The sequence below is a fragment of the Vibrio sp. 99-70-13A1 genome (assembly GCF_013114625.1).
Taxonomy (GTDB): domain Bacteria; phylum Pseudomonadota; class Gammaproteobacteria; order Enterobacterales; family Vibrionaceae; genus Vibrio.
The window spans coordinates 21,024-43,704 of the sequence record NZ_VTXD01000020.1 but is presented as its reverse complement, the minus strand read 5'-3'; the positions used below and the strand labels follow the sequence as shown (position 1 = coordinate 43,704).

The window sequence follows — 22,681 nt, the reverse complement described above, 5'->3', positions numbered from 1 at the left end:
CTCGTCCTAAAATACGTTGACGATTTTTAGTAAGCCAGTAACGCAAGTTGCTGGCTTTTTTCATGCATCTCATTTGGCGTATTCATACCTAGGCTGAGATGTGGCCTCATTTCGTTATACGTATATATCGACTCTTCAACAAGCGTTTTTAACTCATTAAGATCTTTGCACTGAGTAAACAAGAACTCTTGTTTGAGGATACCATTGACTCGCTCCGCTAACGCGTTTTGATAACAGTCCTACCCATCCGTCATTGATGGGGTTATATCATGCTTTTTAAGCTTCTCTTGGTAAAGGCTAGAGCAATACTGGAGCCCTCTATCTGAATGATGGATTGTCGCATGACAATAACATCGAGTTTTTACCGTCATATCTAAAGCCTTTACAACGTCGCTCGCTTTCATTTCATTACTCACTTCATACCCCATGATTTTACGACTGAAGGCATCAGTAACCAATGACAAGTAATGAACGCCTTCGTTCGACTGAACATAAGTGATGTCACTCACTAGAACCTCTTCTGGTTTAGAAGGAACGACTTCTTTTAGTAAGTTCGGATGCTTTTTCATCCAGTGCCTACTGTTCGTTGTTTTCGTGTAACTCCGTTTCGGCTTAACGAGTAAGCGCTCCTCCCTGAGGTAATCAAACAGAGCATCACGCCCAAGTTTTATTCCCTCAGCTATCAGCTTAGGTTTCAATAAAAAATAGAGCTTACGAGTGCCTAGCCGGGCCATGAAGCGCCTTAGTTCAAGTACCATTCCTTTCACAGGAGCAAGCTCAGCCTGACGAGCTGTCTCGCGCTTTTCTCTCTGATAGACACATTGACGAGATATATCGAGTAATGAGCAAGCTTTACTTAAGCTTACTTTTCTCTCTTTTTGAAGGCTTCTTGCTCCTTCGCTATATACTTTTTTCTTAGCGATATCCCATGTTCAGCGTCAAGAATATCAACAACTCTGTTGAGAAGAAGGCATCTGAGACGTTCATCTTCGAGCTCTTTTTCAAGTCGCTTTATTTTTTGGGCGGGCGTTTCATTCGCTCTCGGTGATTTAGGCATCGTGTTCTTCCTTGGACTGGTAGTCCAATCCATTTTGCCATGCTTTCTTAACCAAGTAAGAACGGTCGAACGACCTTGTATGCCATAAATTGATTGGGCTTGTTTTATAGGTCATGTCGCCTTTTTCGATGGCATCGACAACCTGTAATTTAAAGCCTAGTGTGTAATCACGCTGAGTGCGCTTAACGTAGTGTTTATTTGGAATGGTCATCATTAGTCCTCAATGTGTAAACACATTTCAGGACGGGACAAATCATTAAATAAAAGACAGAAGCAGCACTAGGCTGCTTCTTTTTTGATTTCGAGTTCCAATTTAAGTAATGCAAGAGCCTACCTAAGCAAATCGGCTAAATAAAATTACCCATATTTGAAAGTGGCTTTCTTTCAGGTGTTGGTTGAGCAAAACTGTGCTTTCACAAAAATATCAACATATGGTTATTTTTTGGTAACTTTATGAAATTAAAGGAATTACATATCTCACTTTATGGTTGTTTCAACAGATGCTTTTGGCTGAGGGTTAAATTGCCCTCTGTTCATTTTGACTCGCTGGAAAGTAAGAAGGCAGCTGTTACCAATGCTTGATAAGCATAACCTTAAGATCGGAAGTTAAACCTCTGGGCGTTACAGTATAAGTAGGACTGAGAGGGTCTTCTTTGACAAAAAAAAGCCACTTAATGTAAAAAGTGGCTTTTTTAGTTTTCTAAAATGTACATACTATTTCTTTCTTTTACAATGTTACATGTTACATGTTACATGTTACGTGTTACGTTGAAACTTGTTCATGTATCTACTGATGATGTTCTATCAGTTATTAAAGAGTAGTCTAATTGCTAGTCTTGTCAATAAATGGACTGCACTAACAATACGAGCAGCTCTTTGCATTGATTAACGGATGCCTGGCAGTGTTTGCAGTTGCTGCTGTTTTTCGAAGATAAACTCAATAAACGTTGATAGTTTTTTTGATTTAGTTCTCGCTTCATGAAACACAAGATAAAAACCGATCCAATCCGGCCACAGCACCTTACAAACAGGCACAATTTCTTCATTGCTAATGGCTGAATTCGCATCAAAGCAAGGGACGTAAATCATTCCTAACCCGGCTTTCGCGGCTTTCACGGCCTGCTGTGGGGATTCAAGTAACAAGTCGGAATTAGGGTAAATTGCCAGCGGTTTATTATCATGGCTAACTAACCAGGGTAGCCCTTTGCCTTTCACACCAATGTTAACTACCTTATGTGTTTGTAACCACGCTAAATCGTTAGTACCACTGTGCTCTTCTAACCACGTGGGAGAGGCATAAATGCCGTATTGCAACTCGAACAATCGTCGCTGCTTCAAGTCTGAATTAGATAGTGGCCCTTGGCGAAACGCGATATCTATCCCGTCATCGTAAAAATCTAGATTTTCATTGCTACCAACCAATTCGATATTGAGTTTTGGGTAAAGGGATTTAAATTCAATGACCCAGTCACTGAGTGGCCAATCAACAAATTGTAATGGAGCGGTGATGCGTAACGTTCCAGAGACCTGTGACTGGTTATCTTGCCAATCTTTTAGGGATTGATAACCCAACTCGAGTGGCTTTGTTAGAGCTAAATACTCAGTCCCAGATTGAGTTAACTGCATACTTCGCGTGTTCCTAACCAATAATGTGACACCCAACTGAGCCTCAAGATTGGCAATACGTCGACTGACGGTACTTGTTGGCACTCCCAACACGATAGCAGCTTTCGAGAAAGAACCCGTTTTAACAACGGTTGAAAACCATAAGCTAGCTTCAAGATCCATTTTTATCCCATTTTTGGCAAGCAGATGCTTACTTTATCCTACTAATGCTTTTAATCAATGACATCTATGATTAGTGACTCATTCAGAAGGAGTATTACTATGTTCAAAACAATTGCTGTAATTGGTGCCACTGGCATGCTGGGTTTACCGGTAGCAAAAGCATTCGCTCATGCTGGTTATACGGTTCGTATCATTGCCAGAGACTTATCTAAAGCTCGTGAGTTGTTTCACGGTTCGCAATTTGAATTTATGGAAGCAGATCTATTTGATCATGATAGCTTGAGTGAAGCACTGGATCAGGTAGAAGCTATTCATATCAACCTTAGTGGTAATAGCCCTGAGACATACCGCCGTAATCACATTGAAGGAACAAAGCATATTCTTCGCGCTGTGGATAGATCGTCCATACAGTTAATCACGATGATTTCAACCGCAACAGCGTACCCCCAAAATAGTTTTAGAATCGATACGTTGGCAAAGCTAGAAGCAGAAAACTTATTAAAGAACAGTGGCATTCCTTACATGGCATATTTGCCAAGTTGGTTCTTCGAGACTCTACACTTACTGGTTGATCAAGATACAGTGACCACAATGTGCAACTCAACGAAACCAATTCATTGGTTAGGCGCAGATGATTATGCAAAGGCTGTTGTTCAAAGTTACGCATTACCTAATTTATACAATAAGCGTTTAACGCTGCTGGGGCAGGAAGCCATGACAATAATCGAGGCTGCTGATATATATGCACAATCAAAAAGCCTGGCTAGGCACCATATGCTTGAAAGTGATGCTTGGGCTTATGCCAAAGAATTGGGTGATGACACTCTACTTGATGCCGTTGATTTATTATCGTACACCGAAAAAGTTGGAGAAGAACCAGACCTTGTTACTCTGGATCATCCATTGACTGCCTCAACCAGCCTATCTGAGTGGTTAATGGTAAATTAAATTTCGGCGAAAAAGGCTCCTAACCATTAGATCTTTCATTTAGGAGCCTTCATTGTTAAATAGAAAAATTTCTTGCACCATAAACATCAATAAAGAGCTATACAGTTCATTTCCATTTTAGACATGGGTTGCTTCATTGCCCTAGCTTCATTCCATGTTTTATTCTGATTGAAGGCACTATGATTGTATGAGTGATAGAACACGAAACAAACTAGAGAAAGCTCTACTGTTTATAGAAAAAAATATAGAAGAGAAAATATCGGCAGAACAAATAGCTGAGCATGCCATGTTGTCACCTTTCCATTTTCAACGTCTCTTCAGTGCTCATTTAGGTGAGTCTGTTGGTCAGTATGTATTACACCGTCGTTTAGAATTGGCTGCAAATAGTCTATCAACACAACCAACACTTGGTGTACTCGATATTGCACTGAAATCAGGCTTTGAAACTCACAGTGCATTCTCGCGAGCATTTCGTCAGCACTTTCAGGTGAGCCCTAGTGAGTTTCGTTCTCACCCTGAGCATATTCGAATAGGGTTGGATGAATCACGTCCTTTCCTAAATACTATTGCCGCAAAGAATTTAGCACCAAAGGTTGAGCTTAAAACTTTACCGACCTTGTTTTATCAATACAGTGCAACGTCAGGAACGATCAATGGGACGTTTCTGACCCAAGCTCTACAAGATGTTTCGAAGGAATTCCAGCGATTAAGCCAAGAGTCACAGCTGTATGGTTTAGTGAGTGCTTTTCCTTCCAGCCCACAAAGTCTTAACGATGAACATGCCCAAGTCCTGTACGGAGCACTTTTTTATGAACCGAAGGATCATTTGCATACCCCATATTCAAGTCGAATTGAGCAGGGGTTATGGGCTGTGTTTGAACACATCGGTCACTACGATTACCTTTATCAGACGTGGAACCATGCTTTTCGCTCTTGGCTACCAAGCTCAGGCTATGAGCTCAGAGAAGCTCTTCCTTTCGAGCTATATTTGACCTCACCAGAAAATACGCCCCCAAAAAACTGGGTAACACACATATATGTGCCGCTAAAAGCTAGCTGAGATTAAACGGCGAAAAGATAGCAGAGATTGAACAGCGAAAAAGTGCGAATGCTGGTGCAATAGATCGTAGATAACACACAAGGGAGTATCTATGACTATTCACCATATGACGGCTAGTGAGGCTTGCAAAGCGCTAAAGAAAAGAAGTATTACCGCTCAAGAAATCAAGACACACTTACTAAGTCGAATTTCTTTACTCGATGATGAAATGGGCGCTTTTATTTATCAAGATCAAACCGCAGCGTTAGATAACACCGAGTTACTAGCCGGTCTTCCCATAAGTTTTAAAGACCAATTTCATATAGAAAACCGACCTTGTAGTTTTGGCCTTAATAAAACCATACACAGTGATATCACTGCGCCTATTGCAGAAAAGCTGTTTTCCCAAGGTGCGACTTTGCTTGGTAAAACTAGCCTTCCGCCTTTAGCCATGGATTTTCAAACGAATAACCCAATACGTGGTTTTTGTAAAAACCCATGGAACCCTGATTACACGGTTGGAGGCAGTAGTGGAGGTGGTGCTGCCGCAGTCGCAAGCGGAATGAGCTTTGTTGATATTGGTACTGATTTGTCTGGTTCGTTAAGGATACCTGCAAGCTTCTGTGGTGTTTATAGTTTATTACCGAGTGAAGGTGCAGTAAGCAGCGACGGAATGCTGTTAACCCCAACATTGTCTCTAAATCATTTTGCACGGCCAGGCCCAATTGCTAGGCAAGCAAAAGACTTAGCTTTAATGTGGCGAGCACTCAGTGGTGAACATGAATCTAGTATTCCAAAAAGTTTGAATTTGGCGTATTGGCTCGAAGCTGATGACGTGCCGCTGGATACTGATATTCAGGATCTAATCACTCAAGTGATGACCTGCTGGCAACAAAAAGGTCATCAATGCGTGAAAGCTAAACCCAAGAATTTCTGCTTCAAAAAGTCTTGGGAAACATTCGGACGTATAATGGGTGATGAGACGTCGGCACTTATGAATCCTTTTACACGATGGTTGAGCTTACTCTTCGGAAACCAGAGTCGAAAACGTTCCCCGAACTTTCTTAATAATGTAATGAAGGGTTATCGTCGAGACCCAAATGAATATACAAGCGCACTGAAAGACAGAGAAGAAACGCTTCTAGATTGTCATGATTTTTTTAAAAATATTGATGCTTGGATATTACCTGTCACCTGCTGTACCGCGTTTAAACACATGGCACCTACATCTGAGCATGGTCCTAGTCGTGATTATAGAGAACCAATAATGGTCAATGGTTTAGAGGTGAATTATTTTGATGCTCTCACCGCTTTTACTACACCAGTCAGTCTGATAGGTCATCCTGTTGTAACCATCCCAATAGGTTTAGACCGGAATGGGCTCCCCATCGGAATTCAGATTGTCGGGCGCATGAATAAAGAATCAGAATTGATATCAATTGCAGAAGAGCTATCAAAGCATACCCAAATTCCTGACTGTCCGGCCTTCTGATATGCCTTCTATTAAATAAAGGTTATTAAGAATCATGAATTCACAGTGGTGTGATTTTTATTGTTAAACAACAACTAACAGGTATTTATATGCAGTATGAGATTGATGTTCAGTCGGAACATAGCGCATTGTTTTTATTGTTGAGAAAAATACTAATTGAAGACTTTAAGCTGATCGAAATAAGAAAACCGAGAATATCCACCTATTCAGATCCTTGTGGTGGAATTTGCCATATGAGGACCACAAAAAATGGCGTTGATATCGGTTTCTTAAAAGGCATCCACATGGTTGATACCTATAATCAACTGACAGGTACTGGAAAGGTGATGCGAGTTCTACCTATCAAAACGGTGGAGCTAAAAGTAATTACTCACTACCTTACTCAAGCTATAGACATCAATAGAGCAACTCGGTGATGTTCGCTGGTTGATTAGTAATGAGCTGCTATAAGCCAAGTTATCAGCCTATGTTCATGGGGACATGCTAATGGATCTATGCTCATGGTTTGTGTGCGTAGACCAATTTCTATAGATCAGTGTTCAATGTTATAGACCTATATTTTATAGGTCTTTGAATTTTTATCACTGGCGCTGTTGAGCTAGTTTTTAGTCAGACCATTTTGTTTAGAACTAAACATCTAGACTCAGTCAGCGAGCAAGGTTGCGAATGGGAGAGGCGTGCGTTGCAATAAAAGGACGTGGGGAGAAGGGCTAATAAAAGCAAAGCAGGAGTTAGGGGATAGTACAATCTTCATTCAAAATGATTCTTCTGATGTCCATCAGCAACACAAGTTAGCCGAAACGATTAAATCTGTATTTCCGAGGATTGATGTACATTATATCAATGCTGGCGATGTAACACACAAATCACTGGACGAGTGGGATGAGGAAGGTTTTGATCGTGTAATCAATACAAACTTAAAAGGTCCTTTCTTTCTAATTCTCTCATTATTACCGATATTATCTGACTCAGCCTCTATCATCCTATGTGGAAGCGTTTCAGCCCAAATAGGTCTACCGAAAAGTAGTGTTTATTCTGCAAGTAAAGCCGGACTGATCTCCCTTGCCAGAACATTATCTGGGGAACTGAAACATCTAGGTATTCGAGTTAATACGCTGAGTCCAGGACCAACGCAGACAGAGGCTTTTGATAAATTTGGTTTGCCTGATTGTGAGAAAGTAGCTTTGATTAACCAAGTTAAAGAGTTAGTCCCGCTAAAGCGTTTGGGAACACCACTAGAATTGGCAAAAGCGGCCGTTTTTCTCGCTTCTGATGAATCCGCTTATATGCTTGGTTCTGAATTACTGATTGATGGCGGCGTAGGGAATTTATAAGTGTTTTGTGGTGAAATCTTCTTGTGAAAAATAGATTTGACCACAGCTTTCGATGCTTCCCATACGCATTCTTATCCCACAATAGCCTGACTTTTACCTGTGGCACTTTCCAGTTCGAAAGTGCCCCTTTCTGAGTTGCGAGCGTTTAGCTATTTGGTTCTCTAAAGCGTAATTTGATCTCCTCTTCCTTATACCTAGATCTCTAACTCTCTAACTCTCTAACTAAATTTGCTAATCCACTACAAACTGCTGTGTAAGGTTAGGCCTATAAATATCACGAAATTATCGGCGTCATTATTTTGCCATTGCAATGTTCAATGGCAAATAATGATCTGAGGTGGGGTGTGCCCCTAACTGAAGTGTGTTAACCCACTATACGTCTCACCAAGTAAAAGTGTTTTTTACCGCGTTGAAGTAACCAGTACTGGTCGAACAACGGGAAGTTCAAGTTTGGGTTTTCTGCATCAACTTTCTCGCCATTCACACTGATGGCGTTGCTGCCAATTAGTTCTCGGGCAATGCGTTTTGATTTGGCTAAGCCTGACTCAACTAGAAGCTCGACCAAATCTTGCTCAGCACTTTGCATGCTTGGTAAGCCATCGAGCTCCAACTGTTCCAGCTCGTTCAAGCTTAATTGCTGCACGTTACCGCTAAATAACGCTTGAGTGATTCGCTTTGCACTTGCTAAGCCTTCTTCACCGTGGACAAAGCGCGTCATTTGCTCTGCTAAGATACTCTGTGCTTGCGGTTTGCCTTTGCTCTCTTTGTCTTGTACTTCAATCGCAGTAATCTCATCGCAGCTCAAGAAGGTGTAGTAGCGCAGGAAGTGGTAAACATCGGCATCTTCCGCAGATAACCAGAATTGGTAGAAGGCGTAAGGTGAAGTTTTACTTGGATCCAACCACACTGCACCACCTTCGGTTTTACCAAACTTAGTACCATCAGATTTGGTGATTAAAGGTAAGGTTAAGCCAAAGACTTGCTCACCATTTTGACGGCGAGTAAGGTCAATGCCACTAACAATGTTACCCCATTGGTCATTACCACCGATTTGAAGACGGCAGCCGTACTGACGGTTTAATTCTGCGAAGTCGTAAGATTGCAGCAGTGCGTAACTGAATTCGGTAAATGAGATACCTTGATCTGGGCGTTGTAAGCGTTGTTTAACTGACTCGCGGCTGATCATAGTATTCACGGAGAAATGTTTACCTACATCACGGAAGAAGTCGATCACGTTAATCTGCTTCATCCAATCCGCATTATTTACCATGATCATTGGCTTGCTGACTTGGTTATTCATCAACTGTTGAATTTGGTTCGATAGATCTTGCACCCAACCCGTGACGGTCTTTTCTGAATTCAAGCTTCGCTCTGTGGCTTTAAAGCTCGGGTCACCAATCATACCGGTCGCACCACCTATCAGAGCGATTGCTTGGTGTCCTGCATCTTGAAAGCGCTTGAGCATAATCAGTGGCACAAGGTGACCGATGTGTAAGCTACCAGCTGTGGGGTCGAAGCCGCAGTACAAGGTTTGTGGCTCAGATAGCAGTTGTTGAACTTTGTCTAAATCGCTCGCTTGGGCAATCAAACCGCGAGCTTGTAAATCTTTAATCAGTGTCATCGTCTTATCTTTATCTGGTTTGGTTGTATTCAGAATAAAAGGCGATGCGGAATCGAGATATATCCCTAAAGGGATAGTTTGTTATCTTGCTTGAGTGATTAGGTGGTTGAGAAACAACTGAAAGAACTCGCTTAACGACGAGACATTCAATTGCGTGTAGATGCGTTTACGGTGGTTTTTCACCGTGCCTTCTACTACATCTAACTGCGTAGCAATTTCTTTGCTGTCATAGCCTTGCGCGATTAATGCGGCAATTTCTTGTTCTCTATTAGTGAGGACTGTTTGTCCAAAAGATGCCAATGCAGATTTAATTGCTGCACGCATTTGTCCTGAATAAGCGTTAGGGCTGAATACTGGCTCGGCGAGTGTAAACTCGGTCTGTTTCCAGTGCTGTTGGCACAAAGACTGGATAATGGCGAAGTAAGATTTAAGCTTGGTTACTTGAGGTTTAATGAAGCGTTTATCGTCTTGCATAAATCCCAAGTAGAGCATCACCCAGCGTGTCGGTTCGATTTCGATCAGCATGCTGATTTCGTCCTTCCAACCAGTTTGATGGTAGAACTGCTCACAGTAGGCTTGGTAATCGAGATCGTTACGCGCGACATCTTTGCCCACCACATCTTTGAGTGTAAAGATGCCTTGTTCTTTGTTCGCGTCCAGTTTCTGATAAAACGGGTCGTTTTGAAAAGATGTGGTGAGATAACGTTGGAACAGTAGCTCGCGTTCATTTTCAATCGAATCAAACAGATAGATAGGGTGTTTACCTTCGCGGTAGCCGAGGATCACCGCGCAATCAAAACTCAATACTGAAGCAATAACGCGCATGAGTTTAGGTGTAAAGCTTGGTGAGTTAAGAGCAGAAATTGTTTCTGAAAGTTGAGTGTTGAATGCGTCGTTAGGCATGGTGATTCGGGAGTTCGGTATAGGTGAGATAAGCATAACGCAACAGGCTGTTACCCCCAAGTTATCTGTATTGGATAAATGAATCTGGCCCCTTGCATGTCATGCTGAGTGCATGGTCGCAATACTTGAGGTAATCCGAAAAGTTAGATTGTGTTGTGGTTCGTAACGCGTTTCTGTCCAGAAACGTGTTGGAATCATCCTATTTTATGTGTGATCAGTTAGTGATTCGTAAGCGCACCACAACCCCCAAATTCTAATCGCCGAGTATGAATAATAAGATCAACTCTCCAACCAATAGGAGAGTTGAAATGGCCAAACGACACACCAATCAAGAATGGCAAGCCCTGTTTGAACAATATGAAAGCAGCAATATTACCCAGCGCGTTTTTTGCGAACAAAATGGACTGAGTTTATCCACGTTCTTTGCAAAGCGGCGCCTGCTTCAAGTTGCAACCCCGTCGGCGTCAGTCGGCTTTCTCAAAGCCGAAGTCGTCGAAAAGACAACAAAATATCAGGCAGTCCAGACACCAACACCCAACATGACACTACTTGTAAACGATATTGAGTGAGTATTCCGCAAGGCACGCCCGCGGCCTATCTTGTTGAACTCATTGGAGCATTGTCATGAAACGCATGATCAGCGCCCCAGAGGTTTACCTTTATCGTGAAAGCGTCGACTTCAGAAAGTCCATCAACGGACTCGCAGCGATTATCGAAAGTGACACCAACTTACTTTTGGGAAGTGGTGCGCTGTTCCTATTTACCAATAAACAGCGCGACAAAATCAAGGTGTTGTATTGGGATAAAACAGGCTTCGCCCTTTGGTATAAACGCCTTGAGAAGCCAAATATAAGTGGCCTTCAAAGGCGAAAAATCAGGTATTTACCCTAACTCAATTTGAACTCGACAGGCTGCTTTCTGGTTTCACGATTATCGGCCACAAACCCGTTGGAATAAACGATTTTACAATGACTTAAACGATAATAAAGCCTTATGCACCAAGCGTTAATGGCATGATTTTAGTATAATAAATGCCATGAAAAAGACGCCTAATATCAACCCGGAAAGTCAAGATATTGCCGAGCTACAAGCGATGGTTGAGCAAACACAAAAGGAATCGCTATGGAAACAAGAGCGTCAATCCTTACTAGAACAACTTAAGCTTGCCTTCGACCGCCAGTTCGCGAAACGCTCGGAGGCGTTAAAGCCTTATGATGAATCTCAAGGTGATCTCTTCAACGAAGTGGAATGTGAAGCAGCTGAGGAAAAAGAGGTTGAGGTGACGACAACCACCACAACGAAGAAACGCTCTTGCTGCAATCACAGTCTGCATAAAATCCGCGAAGGCCGTAGTGAGAAACTTGAGTTCACGCCAGCGGTACTTAAAGTGTTGGAATATGTTCGTCCCAAATATGCTTGCCGCCAGTGCGAGAAAACCAAGGACAACAGCCATATCGTTCAAAAGCCAGCACCACCGTGCATCATTCCTAAAAGCTTCGCGACAGAAAGCTTGTTGGCCAACATCTTCCTTGGCAAATACCAATACGCGATGCCACTTTATCGCCAAGAATCCCTGTTTCCGCAGTCGGGTATTGAGTTATCACGAACCACCATGGCAAGGTGGGTTATCCAAGTCAGCGACAAGTTCACTCCACTTTATGAAGCCTTGAAAGAGCACCTACTTAAATAAGTGGTGGTTCAGGGGATGAAACGTCACTCAATGTGCTTAAGGAAGATAAACAGTGTTACATGTGGCTTTACTGCTCGGGGGCGGACTCACCTGAAGCGGCACTACCGAATGTAAAAAACATCGCCTTGTACGACTATCAAAACAGTCGAGCGAGGGCGTGCCCTATTGCTTTCTTAGGTGACTATAATGGTTATTTACAAACGGATGGGTATGCGACTTATGATGGTCTTCACCACGTAACGAATGTGGGTTGTCTCGCTCATGCTCGGCGCAAGTTCATGGATGCGAAAAAGCTTCAAGGCAATGGAAAGAGAGGTAAAGCTGATAAGGCACTATCAAAAATCCAGAAGCTCTACGGGATAGAATCACGCTTAAAAGGTACGTCTGCCGAAAAGAGAAAAGCAGAGCGTCAAGCGTATGCTAAACCGATACTGGATGAGTTTTATGAATGGATGACGACCCAGAAAGTGATAGCGTCTAGCGCACTGGGTAAAGCGATAAAGTACACGATAGGGCAATGGCCAAAGCTCATTGTTTATATCGACGATGGTCACATATCTATCGACAATAATCGCGCTGAACGCGCAACTAAGCCACTGGTCATTGGCAAAAAACTGGTTGTTCTCGGCTACTCAAAATGGTGCTGACGCGAGCACGATGCTTTACAGCATCGTCGAAATCGCGAAAGCCAACGGCCTTATCCTATACGATTATATGGTCAAGTGCATGAAAGAGTTGGCGAAAGCAGAGCCACTGCTACCTTGGAACTTCAAACACAAGCAATATCACCCCGTGGGTTCATGGGGCGGATACAGTGATTCTGTCGTATAGCTGACTTGTAGCACGTTAAAATTATCTGCGTACGGTAAGTTGTTTATATAATTTTCCGATTTTGGGCGATATAACTCTGTTTGGGCTTTGCTGTTATAATATCCACGTTCAAAAGATAGCCAATGGAACAAACAAAAAAGCAGTACTTTGTAGTAGAATTTAGTTTTTTATTCTTCCTTTAACTGTAAAACAAAGTGTTTTCGACGGGCATCGTCTGTAAAAATGATGCGACTGTTCTTGGTATCAAAATACCACCTAACTTTTCCATCAGAACTGTCCAAGAGAGAGGCCAAAGACCATAAGCTTAAAGATATGGGGGTTGTTAGTGTATTAGGTGGAATTGGCATTGGGTAATTAATGGATGAATGTACGTGATCTTGCGTAAGACTAAGAGTTGTGAACTCAGATCCGACATGTTGTTTGATATGTAATCGAGCCTTTTTTACATCATTGGCAACATTGAGGCTTTCCAGTGTAGCTTTCAGATTGTGCGCACTAAATGAGTGGAAATACTCATCGTCCAATGAACGAAATTGCTCGGCAAAGCTTGAAGCATCCCAATGCGGCTGTGTTTGTCTAAAGGCACATTGCCATTGACCTCGAGAAAATGATAAGTGGGATTGACATATATCAATACGAACTAAACCTGAAATCTGACTGAGCAGACCAGTTAATTTGCTAAGGGCAGACAGATTAACGTGTGCCAAGACCCCGTTACATACGCCTTTTTGTGTGTCGTATTGGATATCAATATCTTGGGTTGAAAACCACTGATATTTCCGTGAGTACAAACTTATGTAATTGAGTGAATCCGTTATTTTAGGTTCTAAAGTCAACTCTCTGTCATTCGATGTGATGTCACTGCCTTCCTTAGCCAGTTGCTCAATTAATCTGAGCTCTTTGAAGAGCGCCACAGCGTCCACCTGAAATGAACACTCATCACCATAAAATATAAAGTCATATTCATTGAGTTTTCGATGCTCGATAACTTGAATGCTGTAACGTGTCGCCGCCATATTTGTGATCTTAGGTGTGTATATTATTTCCTCAAAAATTGACATTTGCGATGGGTGATCTTCTTCGTAGGCTGCAATATATATTTCCTTTTCATTTGGCAGTCCTAACCACACAGGTTCTTTGACGCCTACCTTGTTTAATATTGACACCAATCCTTTTCCAGGTAGCTCTAAATAGCGGTTTTCTTGAAGAGTCGATTGTAAGATTGGCCATCGATAAGTGGCATAGATACCGGATTGCACAGATAAGTGTGTGTTGATTTCAAAAATTTGTTTTTTAACATCGATACGCACACCAAAATATATGTGGGTAGAATCACTCCCGATAATAGCGCTGACCATGAACTCTAATAATTTAATTCTTGCATTGGCTTCTAATACGAGACTGTTACGACATTCCATCAGTGCTCCTTATTCTTTACGAAAATTAGGAAGTCAAAATAATCAATAATGTGTTTAATAATAAGTTCAAGGTGGAGCCATAACGGCCACCTAAGCCGATAAGGGCGTATTGCAGCAGATAGCTTTTCACTGGTTTGGACGTCAAAAATGCCTGCGTTAAATTTTTGTATTAATTTTTCCCACTGAGCCCAAGGTGTTGAGTGAGAGTTCCCCGTCAATTTTATTGTATTTGGCAGAAGATTGAGTGAATGGTAAACACCCAACGCGTTATGTAACTCTCGATATTGGGTAATATCGTCCTTGTGGGTGAGTAAACTGAGAAACTTTTTGTATCGGTTTTGCATTCTTTTAATGCTGTTGAGAGGCTCGGTGTGCCATGTGTCTAAATGCAACGACAATGCTAGCCAGGCGCTTGATTGATTGGCTTGGGGGATAAATATGGTTGGAGTCTTTTGTGTGGATTGTAACCACGCAATCAAAGTATTGTTGCAGTCTTTATCGTCGGCGTGACAATGCATTTTGACTAGTTCAGCCGTGTAAACTGAAAACGGTAGGCTACTTCCAAAAGGAGGAGCATTGTCGATGAAAGTTGGCAAAATATCGTAATTAGTGCCCGTATCCCAATGGTGTTTGACCCAGTGTCGAAGAGAGTCTAGATGAATAATACCCGTTAGGCTTCTGCCATTTTCTGACTGAAATAATTGCTTTTGACGCTCGAAACCATAATTTGAACCTGAGGTCCAATAGCGAAGCGCTGCTTTGTTGATGGTACATGGTTTTGAGTTGATTACGATGGAAGTCATCGAAATGGCGACAGAAAATGAGGAATCGAATTACGGTACATTGATCATCGATGTTATTGAGTGCATCGAGAGCATATTGGCATCTGGCTTCAAACTCATGAATGGGTAAGTTTAATACTCCATCGCTAAATCCAGCGATTTCAATAAAACGACGAATGGCCGAATGATAAGTGAGAAGTGAACCCACTGCGAGTGCGCGCTTCCAAGGGGATCCATGTAGAAAAAGGGTCGTGATCCAGTGAACGGGTAGTGCAAATGTCCAGTGGTGCTTTTCACTCTGTAATTGTGTTAATGCAGACTTACAGTGATTAGCAGCGGCACTCCTCCTATCTTGAGTTGGAGATTGCAGTGCAAATTGGTTCAATATTCTTCTAAGCCGTTGATGAGCGTTTTTTATTTCAGTCGTATTTTCAATGGTGAGAGTGGTATCCCAAATGATTTTATCTGTATTTAGGAATGTAGACGATGGGACGCTAGGCTTAGGGTTTTCGGTCACTCTTCCTGTAAAAGCTCTCAAAAAAGTATGTGACTTTACTGAGTGATGCTTTGACCAAAGGTGGTGAATTCCTGCACTTCGGTCTAATAGGAACAAATTCTGTACCATCGTCTCGATGGATAGTACCTCAATGTGTGTTGCAATGTGAGGCGAACATTGATGTTGAGCGAACCTTTTCCAGTCAGTTAGATTTTCTCTAAGATACTTTCTTCGACGTGAGGAGCCTAATTGTTTCATGGTTAATTGTACGCGCCTTAAAGCGAGAATTGCCTCTTCAACCACATAGATACGCCGAGTTGAGTTGGGGAGTAACGCACTGACGACTGGGTATGTGCCGATGATAGTTTGCCATGCATCATGAGGCAGTAAAATGAGTGATTCTAACTCCTGTATCGAGCTCAATTCACATCGATAGGCCACGGTCAATATCGCTTGACCTAGGCTGGCACTCTCGATATTGATAAAGCGTGAATTAGTGGCATTGGATGTTGGGTGAAAGTTAAGAAGACTCTCTTTTAACGCCTCAATAAGCCCGATGGGTGGGGTAGTGTCATTGATTAGCGGTTTTTCATCTCGAAGAGGCATAGAGACCGTTGCTCTTAATAGGTCTGGGTGTTGCTGCTGATGACATTCATACAAAGTATCGAGTACATGACCGGTGGCATGTAGTTCGTGCGCAGTTTCCGCTTGCATAGCCAGCGGCTTTGCGACTTTTTTTAAAAGGTTTTTGGGCAATTTGATATTCTTGGAAAATAGGCGTGATTCCATTTTATGCGCGCGATGAATGACAATAATGAGTGCATCTCTGATCTCTACAGGCTCAGCCGCCGGTAGCCCAGCATCAACTTTGACAATCCACTCATTTAGGCTCTCTATCATGTGTAACCCTCACTGCGGTATTGACGCATTTTTTCAGTGACAATAGCATCCCATTTTTCTACGCATTGCCAAAATCCAGTGGTCCTTGAGGTTGCATTGCAATGCTTGACTCTTTTTTGCATACGCCTTTGTATCTCTACCGAAGAGCTTATAGAACACAATGAAAACTCGCCCAAGGTGTTCTGTCCGCGTTTGTAGTGATTCATTTTCTGATTGAGTTCACTTTGTTGAAACTCACTGTGGGTTTTTAGTGCTGTTTGAATTATGTGATGAGCACACAAGTGGCGAAGGCTGCCTGGGTCAATAGTCGCGAGGTATTTTTTACTTAACTGGCTAATGACTTGGGGAGACATCGCTTGCCAAAGATCATCAATCAGCACAGACAAACAGGGGTCCTGAGAAAGGCGATAATGGGGGCTGAGAGTTTGAGAAAAATACTGATAGTCCTGCAGCAGCACTGATAACTCTTCAGATAACACAAGTAGCCTTCTTTCCTCATTGTGGTGTACCCGTTTATCTTGCACTACCATGAGACCTGTACTCCACGCGCAGTCTTTTCCAAGTGGGTATGGGGCGTTGATGGGGCGTAGCGCGAGTTCAGTCGCAGTGCGGATATGCAAATACAATCCAAGCCGTTGGGAGTATTCTGCGTCGGAGATCGGCCTATTTCTGCTTATTATTGGTGAGAGCAACTCTTCAAATAATTCACCAAAAAGCGTATCTCTGAGAGTAATCGCACTTCCGAATTGTTGATGAAAGGTGTCACCAAGAGTCGAACCGCTATCTGTTTGTGAAGACCAGTCAAGCTCGTTGGGGACGCCAACGAGTGTAATAAAATGAAACCAATGGCGGTTCAGCAATGATGAGAACGCGGATGTTTCAACATTTATGTAGTGCATAAGCACGCTGCCATTTTGACTCAAGTAGTCTCCCCAGACCGAAGGCAAAGATTGTGCGCAAAAGTGTTGAAAGGCATGGAAGAGAGCATTTGGGGTCACTTTAAAAGGAAAGAGTGTTTTGCTTCCTTTTAGTAACGTTGAGATCCATTGGTTTTGTCTACTAGTAGACATCGCTAGCGCTGATTCAAGTGGGACGTTGTGTCGTTTGATAGGTGGTAACGCTCGTAAAATAAGATTCAACAGTGTCCCTATTGGCCAAGGGAGTTTGAGTTCAATGTAACTTTGAGTCGAGTAATACTGTTTGGCTCCTAGCAGAGCTTGCTTACCTTTGAATAAGTGGCGAGTAGATAATCGAAGCGAGGATACGCAGTCTCCTTTTTTATCAAGAACATAGGTAATACAGGAGTTTTCTGGGGAGCTGCCCAGTTTATTAGCTTGATTGAATAATATAGGGCTGCAATTGATGCTCCCTAAAAACAAACGTAAGAAAAAAGAAACCAATGAACACGATCTTCCTCAGAAAGTCGATTGAGTTGATTACCAAAAAGTTCGGGGCAGTAATGATTTAGCCAGCATTGCACTTCAGTCGGTGTCAGTACTAACATACTCATTGGCAGTTTTTGGTTATTTCGTGTAATAGCATTTTCTACGCCCACTCGACTAAATTGATATTGTCTCTTTGCTTGATCGTGGGTTAATGAAGGTGAGACGTTGAATGTGGGGTCTTCTAATTCATAAAAAGCACTTTTTTCATTGCCATCAGTATCCACTGGGGTACAAACGGTGATTGATTGCCCACGCACTGACGTCATGATGTCTTTGTATTCATTGTCACTCTGGTATGGTCGGTATGGCTTTCGCTTTCGAATAGAGTGAGTTGGGGTAATAAAGTAGTGACTGAACTGACGTAACTCTGCGTATGAGAGGCATAAATTAGATAGTTCAATTAGAGAGCACTTTTCAATGTCCTTAAATGTAAATGGTTTCTCTTTAGATAATGCTCGTCTTGCATTATCAAAGTTCAATAACTGTTCATAAGTAAAATTCTCAATGCAGAGTTGCAATCGTGCTAGAAGGTAAAGCCAAGTATGTATTTGCTCTTCGTCAGGCATCGAATCGATAAAAAGCAGTGTGCTGTAGAGTGGGTAGTCGGTGAGGTAAGTGTTTAATTCAGACCGTTTTGCATTACATGGGATCGTCCTGATATTTTGATTGTTAATAGGCACACTATAAGTTAGTTCATCAATGCACTCTTTCAGTCTAGATATCTGATTTCGCTGTAGTTGGTTAGGGTGGGGTGTAAGCTCAACATGAATGTCTAACCAGTGATGAATGATGCTGTGGTACGAATCGACAAACAAAATGTTTGCTGGGGTAGGGCACAATTGCCACAAGTGATTGAGGCTTACCCGCCTATGTTCAATGAGCTGAGTGCTTGATAACTCGGGAGATAGGAAACATAGATAGGCACCGGATTGGATTAAATGGGTTGGAAATACGTCAGGTTGTTGCAGAAACCACATATGAACCTCCCTGTCACTCGATAGCGTCATTTTCAGGTATTTGTCGCGTCGCGTTTTCCCATGTGAAGCCATTGGGTGGAGTAAGTTCCTACGGAAACGTCTCGTGTGATTTTATTAATTGTTTACGATGCCGAAGTAACAAACTACGCTCACAATTTAGCAGCTGGGTCCACTGCTTTTGGGTTAACCTAGGAAGGTAGCGACCATTACTTTGCTCTTTCCACTTCTGTTCGAGTCCGTGGAGATCTTTATTATTCATAGAAGAGAGATGTTTCAGAATGAGGCGCGAATAGATATGTTGCTCAACGTCAGCAATAGTTTTTGCTGATTCAATGGTGAACGAGGTGATGAGTACCTCCGGAAAGTGAGAGCGAAGCCAGAGAACTTCATCAAGGTACTCGACAGGATAGAGTTTCCTTTTGTATTTAACGACTTTAATTGGGCTGATGTGGGCGATAGGAAGTCTAAAACGTCTGCATGCTCAGTGAGGCGATTCAAGTGACGAGCGATTTCATCATTTGGGTATATCGCAGCTTGGATTTCTAATGTTTGAACTGAGACTGTCTTAAGCATAAATGCCTTTACTTAACAGTGATTTGTAATATTGATACTATCAGACTTATTAATGAGACATGAGTGGTGTTGATTGAATTGTGACCATGATGGAAAAAATTTGTTGGTAGAATAGAAAATGGTAAGCTTTATGTGCTACATCGCCACCAAAAGTGCGGCATAAATGCAGCGTAGAAAGTCAGGATTTTGCTTAAACCTGATAATTATTGTTTTTATTTTAAAGCCCTAATTTCGCCCCAAACAGTCATAAATGCTTTATAACTTGTTGAAATGTAATGTTTTGTCGTTGTGCTTCGTGAAATGTTCGAAACGTGGTACAAGATGGCTTCACTGATCCAATCGGGTTTAGATCTAACGCCAATCATTACTCACCACTACAAAGTGGATGATTTCCAGAAAGGCTTCGACATGATGCGATCTGGTATGTCTGGTAAGGTAATTTTAGATTGGGAATAGTAGACATAGCTCTGTCTTACACCGTAAAGCCCTCTAGTTTTCTCCGATAAAATAAAAGGACGCCTCGACTAAAATCGAGGCGTCCTTTTATTTACTCAATAGAAGATTTTTTTAGAGGCTTCACGATTAACTCACACTGACTTTTCAACGCTTCTTAACCAGTACAGTTAAAAGCACAATGCGACTAATAAATTTCGTTAGGAAATAGAATGTAATGAAAAACACGACTAACGACTCAATGGTGAAAATAGAAAACCTCATTGAACGCTATCAACCAGAATTTGAGAATGTGGACTCTTCTGAAATGCAGGCGTTCTTGAAGGAAATTCAGAACCTTGTCGCAAGCAATAACACCTTGATCCTTAAAAGTGTTGAGGATGTATTGCCACTGCATTTTTTCGTTGATGACTACCAACGTGGCTACAAATGGTTGCCGCAGCAGGTGACGGAATTACTAAACGACATCAATGAATTTGATAGCAGTAAGGGTGAGTTTTATTGCCTTCAGCCTGTTGTCGTTAAGCATCATAGTGCCTTGAATACAGGTGAGAAAGGACGCTGGGAATTGATCGATGGTCAGCAGCGTATGACTACAATTTTTATGATCTTGTCATACCTTGAATATAACGATAAATACACCATTGAATATCGAACTCGTAAGAGCAGCAGTGTGTTTCTTAATGAGTACCTACCAAGCACATTGGCATTTGAGCAATGGGATGACTTTATTGCCAGTCAATCATCCGACAACACTGCTGACGAATCTCTGCATGCGGCTGATCTTGATAACGTCGATAACTACCACTTTTATACTGCTTATAAAACCATCGCGGCATGGTTTACGCAGCCAGGCGTAGAGAAAACCGTATGGCGCAATAAGCTGCTCAAACACACTAAGTTCATTTGGTATGCAGCACGTGAAGAAAACGAGTCGGTAGATCGTTTACAGTCGATTGATATCTTCATGCGAATTAATAGCGGTAAGATCCCGCTAACCAATGCCGAGCTTATTAAGGCGTTATTTTTGAACAACGTCGTAAAGCAAGGCAAGAGTGAGATAGCATTGTTCCGCCAGTCTGAGCTGGGTTTACAGTGGGATATGATCGAACATGGTTTACAAGATGAAGAGTTTTGGGCGTTCTTAAGTCCATCGAGTCAATCAAGTGATCATACAACGCGAATCGACTTATTGTTTGAGTTGCGTAGCCAAGCAATCCAATCTGGTAAACATAACAAACACAGTGAAGCGGATGAGTTCACTTCATTTCGTTTTTACAATGACAAATTACTTGCAGCAATTGACAAAGAAAAAACCGTTTACGATCTATGGCATGAGGTGAAGCAGGACTATTACCGCCTGCTTGAGTGGTATAAAAATGACGATTTGTATCATTTAGTAGGCTTTATCGTTAGTCGAGATATTTGTAGTGTCCAAGACCTGTGGCTACTAGCGGATCGCAAGAGTAAGTCAGACTTTAAGCGTGAATTGAAAAAGATCATCGCAAAAGAACTGTACGGCTATTTTGAGAATAAAGAATTGGGGCAGTTTGATTTTGATTCATTGCATTATAACTCTAAGCGAAAGAATGTTATCTCGATCTTTATCTTGTTCAATATTTCAGTTCACCGTACTAACAAGACGCGTTTTTCATTCAAGACTTATCGTGATATGTCTTGGGATATCGAGCATATTCATGCTCAGCAATCAAAAGAGTTGGATGCGGTTAAACAATATCAAGCGTGGTACAGCGATCAGCAAACCTTGCTTGCGACCAACCATATTCCCGAGGCTCAAAAGCAACAATTGATTGAGGCACTCGAACATTGGTATTCGCAGAGTCAAAACGATCTTACTAGCCATCGTGAACTTCGAAATGTTTATATCGAACTGCTAGAAAGCGTCGTTGGGGAGATCCCTGATGATGAAGTGCATGGGATTGATAACCTTTGCCTGCTACCAAGCCGTGTCAACCGTAGTATTGGTAATGAGGTGTTTGCGATAAAGCGTGAACGTATCATCAACTATGAGCGCAAGCAGAACCTTTTTATCCCAATCGGCACAAAGAATGTGTTCTCAAAGTTTTATAGTGACAGTGTCTCTCAGATGTACAAATGGTCAGAGAGTGACAAGCAAGGTTACCGCAATGCATTAAAAGGTTGCCTTAATTACTATCTCGATGTGGAAGGTAACGAAGAATGAGCGTGAAGCAGACGTTTTGGCAACTCTTAGACAAGTATCAAGTTGAGATTCCAATTATCCAGCGCGATTATGCGCAGGGACGTGAGGACAGCAAAGCGAAGCAGATCCGTGTGGGTTTTGTGAAAAGTCTTTATTCTGTGGTCACTGAGCCTAATAGCAGTCAAGATCTTGACTTTATTTATGGTTCCGTCCACGACGATACGCTGACCCTGCTCGATGGTCAGCAGCGCTTAACGACCCTATTTCTACTTCATTGGTACATTGCTGCAGGTTGTGGACGCTTGGATAGTGCAGAAAGTAAGTTAAGGCGCTTTAGCTATAAAACTCGGGTAAGTTCACGCGAATTTGTCGATTCGCTATTGTCCTTTGGCAGCGAAATCAACGTTCTTGAATGTGAAAGTAGCTTGTCTTCTTCAATCATTGATTCCCACTGGTTCTTCTCTGTTTGGCGCAATGACCCAACTGTGCAATCAATGCTTACCATGCTTGATGAGATTCACCGTATATTCATTTGTGATTTCATTGCAGATAACGAGCTTTGGGATTCGCTGATCTCAGAAACTAACCCGCCGATTACCTTCCACTTTCTTGAAATGAAAGAGTTTTCTCTGACTGATGAGTTGTACATCAAAATGAATGCTCGTGGTCGTCCTCTCACAGAGTTTGAAAACTTCAAAGCTTGGTTACAAAGCTATGTGGATGAGCGCTCTGATCTTCAATTGAGTTAAGGC

At 42.1% G+C, this 22,681-nt stretch carries 16 protein-coding genes and 4 pseudogenes; 11 read left to right on the top strand and 9 right to left on the bottom strand.

What is annotated here, in order from left to right:
- Positions 1-26 precede the first annotated feature (26 nt).
- A pseudogene (locus tag F0226_RS13380) lies at positions 27-1,271 on the bottom strand (IS3 family transposase).
- Positions 1,272-1,942: 671 nt separating this feature from the next.
- Positions 1,943-2,845 carry a LysR family transcriptional regulator gene (locus F0226_RS13375; RefSeq protein WP_171736110.1) on the bottom strand — a complete coding sequence of 301 codons (903 nt, stop codon included), beginning with the start codon at positions 2,843-2,845 and terminating at the stop codon, positions 1,943-1,945.
- 99 nt (positions 2,846-2,944) lie between these two features.
- Between F0226_RS13375 and F0226_RS13370 the strand changes: the two genes are divergently transcribed.
- From F0226_RS13370 to F0226_RS13350, 5 genes are all read left to right on the top strand, one after another.
- Positions 2,945-3,793, top strand: a complete 849-nt coding sequence (locus F0226_RS13370; protein ID WP_171736109.1) for an NAD(P)H-binding protein — start codon at positions 2,945-2,947, stop codon at positions 3,791-3,793.
- 187 nt (positions 3,794-3,980) lie between these two features.
- Positions 3,981-4,853, top strand: a complete 873-nt coding sequence (locus tag F0226_RS13365) for a GyrI-like domain-containing protein (protein WP_171736108.1) — start codon at positions 3,981-3,983, stop codon at positions 4,851-4,853.
- Positions 4,854-4,944: 91 nt separating this feature from the next.
- A complete protein-coding gene (locus tag F0226_RS13360; protein WP_171736107.1) occupies positions 4,945-6,324 on the top strand; it encodes an amidase in 1,380 nt (459 codons plus the stop codon).
- Between the two features lie 89 nt (positions 6,325-6,413).
- The gene (locus F0226_RS13355) at positions 6,414-6,740 is read left to right on the top strand and encodes a hypothetical protein (protein WP_171736106.1); all 327 of its coding nucleotides are present in this window, start codon (positions 6,414-6,416) and stop codon (positions 6,738-6,740) included.
- 261 nt (positions 6,741-7,001) lie between these two features.
- Positions 7,002-7,658, top strand: a complete 657-nt coding sequence (locus F0226_RS13350; RefSeq protein WP_216606626.1) for an SDR family oxidoreductase — start codon at positions 7,002-7,004, stop codon at positions 7,656-7,658.
- A 364-nt stretch (positions 7,659-8,022) separates the two neighbouring features.
- Here the strand turns inward: F0226_RS13350 and tyrS are convergent, their stop codons facing one another.
- A complete protein-coding gene (tyrS, locus tag F0226_RS13345) occupies positions 8,023-9,279 on the bottom strand; it encodes a tyrosine--tRNA ligase (RefSeq protein WP_171736105.1) in 1,257 nt (418 codons plus the stop codon).
- An 81-nt stretch (positions 9,280-9,360) separates the two neighbouring features.
- Positions 9,361-10,182 (bottom strand): LuxR family transcriptional regulator, encoded by an 822-nt coding sequence (locus F0226_RS13340; RefSeq protein ID WP_171736104.1) that lies wholly within the window; start codon positions 10,180-10,182, stop codon positions 9,361-9,363.
- Positions 10,183-10,490: 308 nt separating this feature from the next.
- Between F0226_RS13340 and F0226_RS13335 the strand changes: the two are divergent.
- The 3 genes and pseudogenes from F0226_RS13335 (at position 10,491) to F0226_RS13325 (ending at position 12,703) form a co-directional block, all read left to right on the top strand.
- Positions 10,491-10,810, top strand: a pseudogene (locus F0226_RS13335) (IS66 family insertion sequence element accessory protein TnpB).
- A complete protein-coding gene (gene tnpB / locus F0226_RS13330; RefSeq protein ID WP_171736103.1) occupies positions 10,807-11,073 on the top strand; it encodes an IS66 family insertion sequence element accessory protein TnpB in 267 nt (88 codons plus the stop codon). Before F0226_RS13335 ends, tnpB begins: the two are co-directional and overlap by 4 nt.
- 145 nt (positions 11,074-11,218) lie before the next feature.
- Positions 11,219-12,703 (top strand): annotated as a pseudogene (locus tag F0226_RS13325) (IS66 family transposase).
- Positions 12,704-12,870: 167 nt separating this feature from the next.
- On the opposite strand, the gene F0226_RS13320 reads toward F0226_RS13325, so the two are convergent.
- From F0226_RS13320 to F0226_RS13300, 5 genes are all read right to left on the bottom strand, one after another.
- Positions 12,871-14,121 (bottom strand): hypothetical protein, encoded by a 1,251-nt coding sequence (locus F0226_RS13320; protein ID WP_171736102.1) that lies wholly within the window; start codon positions 14,119-14,121, stop codon positions 12,871-12,873.
- A 606-nt stretch (positions 14,122-14,727) separates the two neighbouring features.
- Positions 14,728-16,299 carry a hypothetical protein gene (locus tag F0226_RS13315; protein WP_171736101.1) on the bottom strand — a complete coding sequence of 524 codons (1,572 nt, stop codon included), beginning with the start codon at positions 16,297-16,299 and terminating at the stop codon, positions 14,728-14,730.
- Positions 16,296-17,222, bottom strand: coding sequence for a hypothetical protein (locus F0226_RS13310; protein WP_171736100.1), 927 nt, complete (start codon positions 17,220-17,222; stop codon positions 16,296-16,298). Before F0226_RS13310 ends, F0226_RS13315 begins: the two co-directional genes overlap by 4 nt.
- Positions 17,223-17,668: 446 nt before the next feature.
- Positions 17,669-18,721, bottom strand: coding sequence for a hypothetical protein (locus F0226_RS13305; protein ID WP_171736099.1), 1,053 nt, complete (start codon positions 18,719-18,721; stop codon positions 17,669-17,671).
- A 273-nt stretch (positions 18,722-18,994) separates the two neighbouring features.
- Positions 18,995-19,294, bottom strand: a complete 300-nt coding sequence (locus tag F0226_RS13300; RefSeq protein ID WP_171736098.1) for a hypothetical protein — start codon at positions 19,292-19,294, stop codon at positions 18,995-18,997.
- Positions 19,295-19,588: 294 nt separating this feature from the next.
- On the opposite strand from F0226_RS13300, the pseudogene tdh reads away from it, so the two are divergent.
- The 3 genes and pseudogenes from tdh to F0226_RS13285 form a co-directional block, all read left to right on the top strand.
- Positions 19,589-19,750, top strand: a pseudogene (gene tdh / locus F0226_RS13295) (L-threonine 3-dehydrogenase); the annotation flags it as partial.
- 214 nt (positions 19,751-19,964) lie between these two features.
- Complete coding sequence (locus tag F0226_RS13290; RefSeq protein ID WP_171736097.1) at positions 19,965-21,950, top strand: DUF262 domain-containing protein; 1,986 nt, start codon at positions 19,965-19,967, stop codon at positions 21,948-21,950.
- Positions 21,947-22,678, top strand: a complete 732-nt coding sequence (locus F0226_RS13285; RefSeq protein ID WP_171736096.1) for a DUF262 domain-containing protein — start codon at positions 21,947-21,949, stop codon at positions 22,676-22,678. The genes F0226_RS13290 and F0226_RS13285 overlap by 4 nt, the downstream gene beginning before the upstream one ends.
- The last annotated feature ends 3 nt before the right edge of the window (positions 22,679-22,681 follow it).